Origin of the sequence: Thermoleptolyngbya sp. M55_K2018_002, assembly GCF_015295965.1 — a bacterium.
GTDB lineage: Bacteria > Cyanobacteriota > Cyanobacteriia > Elainellales > Elainellaceae > Thermoleptolyngbya > Thermoleptolyngbya sichuanensis.
In genome coordinates, this window is record NZ_DVEA01000282.1 from 1 (window position 1) to 6,368 (window position 6,368).

Consider the following 6,368-nt stretch of genomic DNA (forward strand, 5'->3'; position numbering starts at 1 on the left):
AGGAAGGTCACCACCTCTTGCAGTTCTTCCTTGGCCTCTTCGATGCCCGCTACGTCGTCGAACATCACGCCCGTCTTGGCTTCCATCATGAAGCGGGCGCGAGACTTGCCGAAATTCATCGCCTGCCCCGGCCCACCGGGCACGTTGCTAGAGCGACGGAACAGCAGGAACAGCCCACCAATCAGCAGAATGGGGAACAGCAAATTGCCGAGCAGTCCCCAGATCGCCGCATCGTTGCGGGGCGGATGCACATCGAAACTGATATGGTCAGTTCTCAACCTAGAGACCAACTCTGGCGCATTTCCTGGCAGATCAACCCGCAGTCGCTGAATCCGATTATCCAACTCCGGATCAACGGCTTCCACGATAGCCGTACGACCGCCCTCATACAAATCCACGCTGGTCACACGGCCCGCATCCAGGTATTCCAGAAAACGGCCGTAGGTCATGCGGGTGCTGGCGGTGTTTCGCCCCATGTCCATCGGGGAGGTAGTAAACGCACCCTGCCAAAAGAAGAAGCCAACCACCAGGGCTGGCAATGTCCAAAGGAGGATGACTCTCCAGGAAAGTTTCATAACGCCAGGTGCCTCTAAAAACTGCAACTAAAGATTTGGACTAAAGGCTCGAACTTAAAGACTCAAGAGCTTAAGGCTCGAAGCTGCGGCGACTCGAAGACTCAGAGAAGGACTGACAGCGTTGAACGACCGGGCAGAGAATGAGCCTGCGTCAGACAACTTTCAGACAACTTTACGTTAAACCAATTCATTCAGCCAATGCTTATAGCTAGAGCCTATAAGAATAAGTCAACATTATCAGAGTCAACCCCCGTCAACACTATCAGGAAAGTAGGGTTCACCCAATGCAAATGTCTAGTAGGTCTAAACAGAGAAGACAGCTAGAGTGCTTCAGGGAACTTCTATTTCTGAGAACGAATCTTAACTAAATTTAACTTAATTTCTGAAGTTCGGACAACTTATAGTTTCAGTGCTAGTTGCAGAGCCAGTTACAGTGCTAGCTACAGGGCCCTCGCCCTGTCGGGTTGCGTGTGGTTGGCTGAGGTCAGGGTTTCACCCTGGGCTAGCTCGACGGCCGTAGGTGCCGCCAGTGAAAAATTGCGCCGAGCAAAGCGGCTAAGCCCATTAGAACGCCGGGTTCAGGGGTGGATTGGGGCGATCGCCCATGCAGCACAAAATTGAGGTCGGGCGAGGAACCGTCCCAGCGATGGTTCACTGCCTTAAACGTCGTGAGGTTGGTGGCGGGGTTGTAGGAAAAATTGTCCAGGATAGTATAGCCCGGCCCTATGCCCCGAAACTCTAGCTGGCCGGGGTTGCTGCCCTGGGTTGACCAGTTGCCCGGAAGGGCGATCGCCAGTTCATAGTCCGGCGGAATCAGCCCCGTATTGGAGCCGCCGCCCAGAAACTCCAAATCCCACGCCTCCCCGTCGAAGGAGCGCACCAGCCAGCTTTCGCTAAAGTTTCCCCCTGGCGCGGTGGCAACGGGCGTGTCGTAGCGGATTTCAAACCCGCCCGGGCCGCCGTTCGACACGATGAAATGGGTAAACACATTGCCGCTCTGAGTGACGCTGGCGATATTATTGCTGCCAGACGGCAAGCCGACGAAATTTTGGACGCTGGTTTTTAGCTGAGTGTCGAGCGTAATCAGTTCGCCCCGCTCGGCATCGGTGGTGTAGGTAATGCGGTAGGACGCAAGCGCATCGGCAAAGTCGGGCTGGCTAAAGCTGAGGTCGTAGGCAGACTGGCGCGAGTTGAAGCTGAAGGATGTGGCGGGTGACACACCTGCGCCAAGGACAAGGGCGATCGCCCCCACAGAACCCAGCAGAACCCCTAGCACGCCAGATCGAAGGGCAGGGTTTGGAAGCGCAGGGAGACGGTTACCCGAAGCGTGGGGCGATCGCTCGTCACGCCTGAAAGACTCTGGATCAGCAGCATCTACAGCGTAAATTCTATACATAGGGGTTACGGGAGGTTATGGGAGGTTATGGAAAATTTTGTGGAGAAGTTCAACGACGCGATTCTGAAAAGGGCAAAGCAAAACCGCCCGGTGCAGACCTTGTAGCGAAATGAACGGACTTGAATCAGTAGATGCCCAGACCCTATAACCACGCTAATATCCCGATATTGCACTAAATCTTTTGACCCAAAGACTCAAGAAAACCAAATTTAAGCATTTCTTATACCTGCTGATTTCCCCCAAGCGAGTTTTTACCCTGTCATCTGCGCTGGAGTAATGCCTAAAATAAGGTGGAACTGCCGCAAAGGGAAAAGATTCTCATGGGACTGTTTGATCGTGTAAGCCGGGTGGTGCGGGCCAACCTCAACGCCGCCGTTAGCTCTGCCGAAGACCCCGAAAAGATTCTGGATCAGGCGCTGATCGACATGCAGGAAGACCTGATCCAAATGCGTCAGGCGGTGGCTAGCGCGATCGCCAGCCAAAAGCGGATGCAGCAGCAGTATAACCAGGCGCAGACCGAAGCCAACAACTGGCAGCAGCGGGCCCAATTGGCCCTGCAAAAGGGCGACGAAAGCCTCGCCCGCGAAGCACTAAACCGCAAGAAGGTGCAGCTTGACACCTCTGCTGCGCTGAAGACCCAGCTTGACCAGCAGAGCGCTACAGTGGACACCCTCAAGCGCAACCTGATTGCCCTAGAAGGCAAGATTGCCGAAGCCAAAACCAAGAAAGACATGCTCAAGGCCCGCGCCAGCGCCGCCAAGGCCAACGAGCAACTGCAAAACACCGTCGGCAAGTTGGGCACCAGCACGGCAATGGGCGCATTTGAGCGCATGGAAGAGAAAGTGCTGCAAATGGAAGCCCGCTCTCAGGCTGCGGCCGAGCTAGCAGGAACCGACCTGGAAATGCAATTTGCCCAGCTAGAGTCGAGTACAGATGTGGATGCTGAACTAGAAGCCATGAAGGCACAGCTAATCGGCGGCGCGTCGCCCGCTCAGAGCCAACTGCCTGCCTCTGCCCCCAGCACCACCACCCCCAGCACCACCACGACCGATGCTTCGGTAGATGCCGAGCTAGAGCAACTGAAAACCCAGCTCGACCAGCTTTAACCGACTGGGTTCAGCGCTTTCGATCAGCGCTTTTAATTAAAAGTAGGCAAACTTCAAAGCGAGATGATGCAGGAGGATTCTTTGGGCGCATCTCGCTTTTTAGCAGCAACTTCGGCTGGGTTTTGCGAGTTTTGCGAGTTTCGCGATGCTGCCAAGGTTCTCCCCGGCGTGTGGCACGATGGATAGGTGCCCTTTGTGCGGCATCAACCCAAGCACTTTAGCAAGCTGATTAAACGTTTTATGAGTAGCAGCGTGGTGGTCATTTCTGACTCCGAGTTTGAAACGACCGTTCTGCAAACCGACCAGCCCGTGCTGGTGTATTTTTGGGCCCCGTGGTGTGGGCCGTGTCGCCTGATGTCGCCGATGATGGAGTCTGTTGCCAGTCAGTATGGCGATCGCCTCAAAATTGTCAAAATGGAAGTCGATGCCAACCCCGAAGCAGTCGCCCGCTACAAGGTGGAAGGCGTACCTGCCCTGATTCTGTTCCGAGAAGGACAGCCCGTGGAGGCGATCGAGGGTGTGGTCAACAAGCAGCGGATTGAGGGCTTTTTGGACGCGCACCTGCCCCAGCCCGCATAGCGCTAAAGCCTACGGGGTTCTATAGCAGCCAATCCCACTCTGCTAATGTCCCTCCCAGCGCTTGAGCGGTACACAGTCGATATCGAACTGATCCAGCGCTCGCGCTACGACAAAATCCACCAGATCTTCCACCGTCTGCGGGTGGTGATACCAGGCCGGAATCGCTGGCACAATCCGCGCTCCGGCTTCAGCCAGCGTCGTCAAATTTCGCAAATGAATCAGGCTAAAGGGCGTTTCGCGGGGTACGATCACCAGCTTGCGCCCTTCTTTGAGCTGCACGTCTGCGGCCCGCTCCAGCAGGTCAGAGCTGAGGCCCGCCGCCAGTTTGCCCACGGTACTCATGCTGCACGGCATCACCAGCATCCCCGCCGTGCGAAAGGAGCCGCTGGCAATATTGGCCCCCACATCGCCCCAGGGATGACAGCGCAATTTGCCCCCCTGTTCCACGCCCGCCTGCTGCCGCCAAAACTCCTCCTGCTGGGCAGGTTCCGCAGGCATCCGAATGCCCAGTTCTGCCTGCCACACCATGTAGGTCGATTTGGACGCGACCAGTTCGACGGCATAGTCCGCCCGCAGCAAAAACTTGAGCGATCGCACGGCATAGATCAGCCCGGATGCGCCCGTAACACCGAGGATAAGGGGGAGGGAAGGAGTTTGAGACTGCAAGAGACTGGGGGAGAGGGGAGGAAAAACAGGTCATATCAACCATTCTTTTCCTATTATCACCCCTAGGCTTTGGGACGCAGAAAGATGCGATCGCCCCCGCACACCCCTTCCGCGCCTCCTCCGCGCCCCCTCCGCGCCCCAGTCAGCCTTTCAGCATCAAATAATCAGTCTATTTCAAGGCGCAGAGTTGTACCCTTGGGAAAAGACAAGGATCATTAGAGAGCGATCGCCCCTCCCCTCTTCCCTCTTCGTTCTTCCCTCTTCGTTCTTCCCTCCCCACCGTGTCCTCCTCCTCCCCACCCCGTCCCCGCTCTCGCCGCATTCCCAGCCAGCGCTGGCAAATTGCGGATGCCGAGCCGGAGCGGGCGGCGCGGCTGGCAGCAGCGGCCGATCTCAGCCCTGTGCTGGGGCAGGTCTTGCTGAATCGAGATATCGACACGCCCGACCAGGCGCGAGTATTTCTCAATCCTGAGTTGATGCAGCTAGCCTCCCCGATGGATGAGTTTCCTGACCTGGCAGAGGCGGTGAGCATTTTGCAAACGGCGATCGCCCGACAGCAGCGAATCGCCATCTGCGGCGACTACGATGCCGACGGCATGACCAGCACGGCGCTGTTGCTGCGGGCACTGCGATCGCTCGGTGGGCGCGTCCAGTCAGATATTCCCAGCCGCATGAAAGAGGGCTACGGCATCAACCACCGCATCGTGGAAGACTTTCACGCCCAGGGCGTGCGGGTGATCTTGACCGTAGACAACGGCATCGCGGCGGCGGGGCCCATCGGCTTTGCCCGCGATCTGGGGATGCACGTCATCGTCACCGACCACCACGACATTCCGCCCGAACTGCCCCCCGCCCACGCCATCCTAAATCCCAAACTCATTGCCGAAAGCTCGCCCTATCGAGGGCTGGCAGGCGTGGGCGTAGCCTACATTCTGGCCATCTCGCTGGCGCAAGCACTGGGGCAAACCCAGGATCTTACCGGGCCACTGCTGGAGCTATTCACCCTGGGCACGATCGCCGACCTAGCTCCCCTGACGGGGGTAAATCGGCGCTGGCTGCAACGGGGACTGCGGCGGCTGCCCAAGTCGCAACTGGCGGGCGTACAGGCTTTGATCCAGGTGGCGGGCGTGAATCCAGAGCAGGACGCGCTGAAGCCGGAAGCCATTGGGTTTCGTCTGGGGCCGCGGATCAACGCTGTGGGGCGCATTGCCGACCCAAATATAGTGATTGACCTGCTAACGACGGACGATCCGGACGTGGCGCTAGAGCGGGCAATGCAGTGCGAAGAAGTAAACCAACTGCGGCAGCGGTTGTGCGAACTGATCGAACAGGAGGCGATCGCCCTTGCCGAGGCCCACGCGCCCAATCTGCAAAACGACCGCGTGCTGCTGCTGGTAAAGGACGGCTGGCACCACGGGGTGATTGGCATCGTCGCATCGCGGCTGGTGGAGCGCTACGGCGTGCCCGTGTTCATCGGCACTTATGAAGAAGGCGACCCGACGCGGATTCGCGGCTCAGCGCGGGGCATTCCCGAATTTAACGTGTTCGATGCGCTGCAATGCTGCGCCGATATCCTCGACAAGTTTGGCGGACACCGAGCGGCGGGCGGCTTTTCCCTGGCCACAGAGAACCTGGAGGAAATGCGATCTCGCCTGCGAATCTTCGCCAACATGCACCTGCAACCCCAACACCTGCGCCCGCTGATCGAAGTCGATGCCCAGGCCAACCTGCGCGACCTCACCCTCGACCTGTATCAGCAGATCGACCAACTCCACCCCTGCGGCATTGGCAACCCCGACCCGGTGTTTTGGACTCCCAACGTCCGTATCGTGGAACAGCAGGTGATTGGCAAAGACCGCTCTCATCTGCGGGTCGTTGTGGCTCAGGACGAAGATGAATCTGGCATGAAGGCGATCGCCTGGCGCTGGGGTGAATATTGCCCCCTGCCCAGCCCCATCGACATCGCCTATCGCCTCCGCCTCAACGAGTGGAACGGTCAGATGAACGTGGAACTCGAACTCATCGGCATCCGCCTCCCCGGTGGTG

General features: G+C 57.9%; 6 protein-coding genes. 3 read left to right on the plus strand and 3 right to left on the minus strand.

Annotated features, from left to right (window positions below; all coding sequences use genetic code 11):
* Positions 1 to 575: ATP-dependent metallopeptidase FtsH/Yme1/Tma family protein (locus IGS51_RS14590; protein WP_297079268.1), on the minus strand; the 575-nt coding region annotated here is incomplete at its 3' end.
* 502 nt (positions 576 to 1,077) lie between these two features.
* Positions 1,078 to 1,971 carry a hypothetical protein gene (locus IGS51_RS14595; RefSeq protein ID WP_297079270.1) on the minus strand — a complete coding sequence of 298 codons (894 nt, stop codon included), beginning with the start codon at positions 1,969 to 1,971 and terminating at the stop codon, positions 1,078 to 1,080.
* A 320-nt stretch (positions 1,972 to 2,291) separates the two neighbouring features.
* Between IGS51_RS14595 and IGS51_RS14600 the strand changes: the two genes are divergently transcribed.
* Together IGS51_RS14600 and trxA are read left to right on the plus strand one after the other, a co-directional pair.
* Positions 2,292 to 3,077: a PspA/IM30 family protein gene (locus IGS51_RS14600; protein ID WP_297079272.1), complete on the plus strand. Its 786-nt coding sequence runs from the start codon at positions 2,292 to 2,294 to the stop codon at positions 3,075 to 3,077.
* 240 nt (positions 3,078 to 3,317) lie between these two features.
* Positions 3,318 to 3,656 carry a thioredoxin gene (gene trxA, locus IGS51_RS14605; RefSeq protein WP_172356161.1) on the plus strand — a complete coding sequence of 113 codons (339 nt, stop codon included), beginning with the start codon at positions 3,318 to 3,320 and terminating at the stop codon, positions 3,654 to 3,656.
* A 42-nt stretch (positions 3,657 to 3,698) separates the two neighbouring features.
* Here trxA and IGS51_RS14610 read toward each other — a convergent pair whose 3' ends face one another.
* On the minus strand, positions 3,699 to 4,322 hold the full coding sequence (locus tag IGS51_RS14610; protein ID WP_297079274.1) for a flavin prenyltransferase UbiX: 624 nt from the start codon (positions 4,320 to 4,322) through the stop codon (positions 3,699 to 3,701).
* A 281-nt stretch (positions 4,323 to 4,603) separates the two neighbouring features.
* Here IGS51_RS14610 and recJ point away from each other — a divergent pair.
* The coding region (gene recJ, locus IGS51_RS14615; RefSeq protein WP_297079275.1) for a single-stranded-DNA-specific exonuclease RecJ at positions 4,604 to 6,368 on the plus strand (1,765 nt) is incomplete at its 3' end.

Bases quoted from the DNA above. Each gene is read 5' to 3' on its own strand.
- IGS51_RS14600 (WP_297079272.1), top strand. From the start codon at position 2,292: ATGGGACTGTTTGATCGTGTAAGCCGGGTGGTGCGGGCCAACCTCAAC.
- trxA (WP_172356161.1), top strand. From the start codon at position 3,318: ATGAGTAGCAGCGTGGTGGTCATTTCTGACTCCGAGTTTGAAACGACC.
- IGS51_RS14595 (WP_297079270.1), bottom strand. From the start codon at position 1,971: ATGTATAGAATTTACGCTGTAGATGCTGCTGATCCAGAGTCTTTCAGG.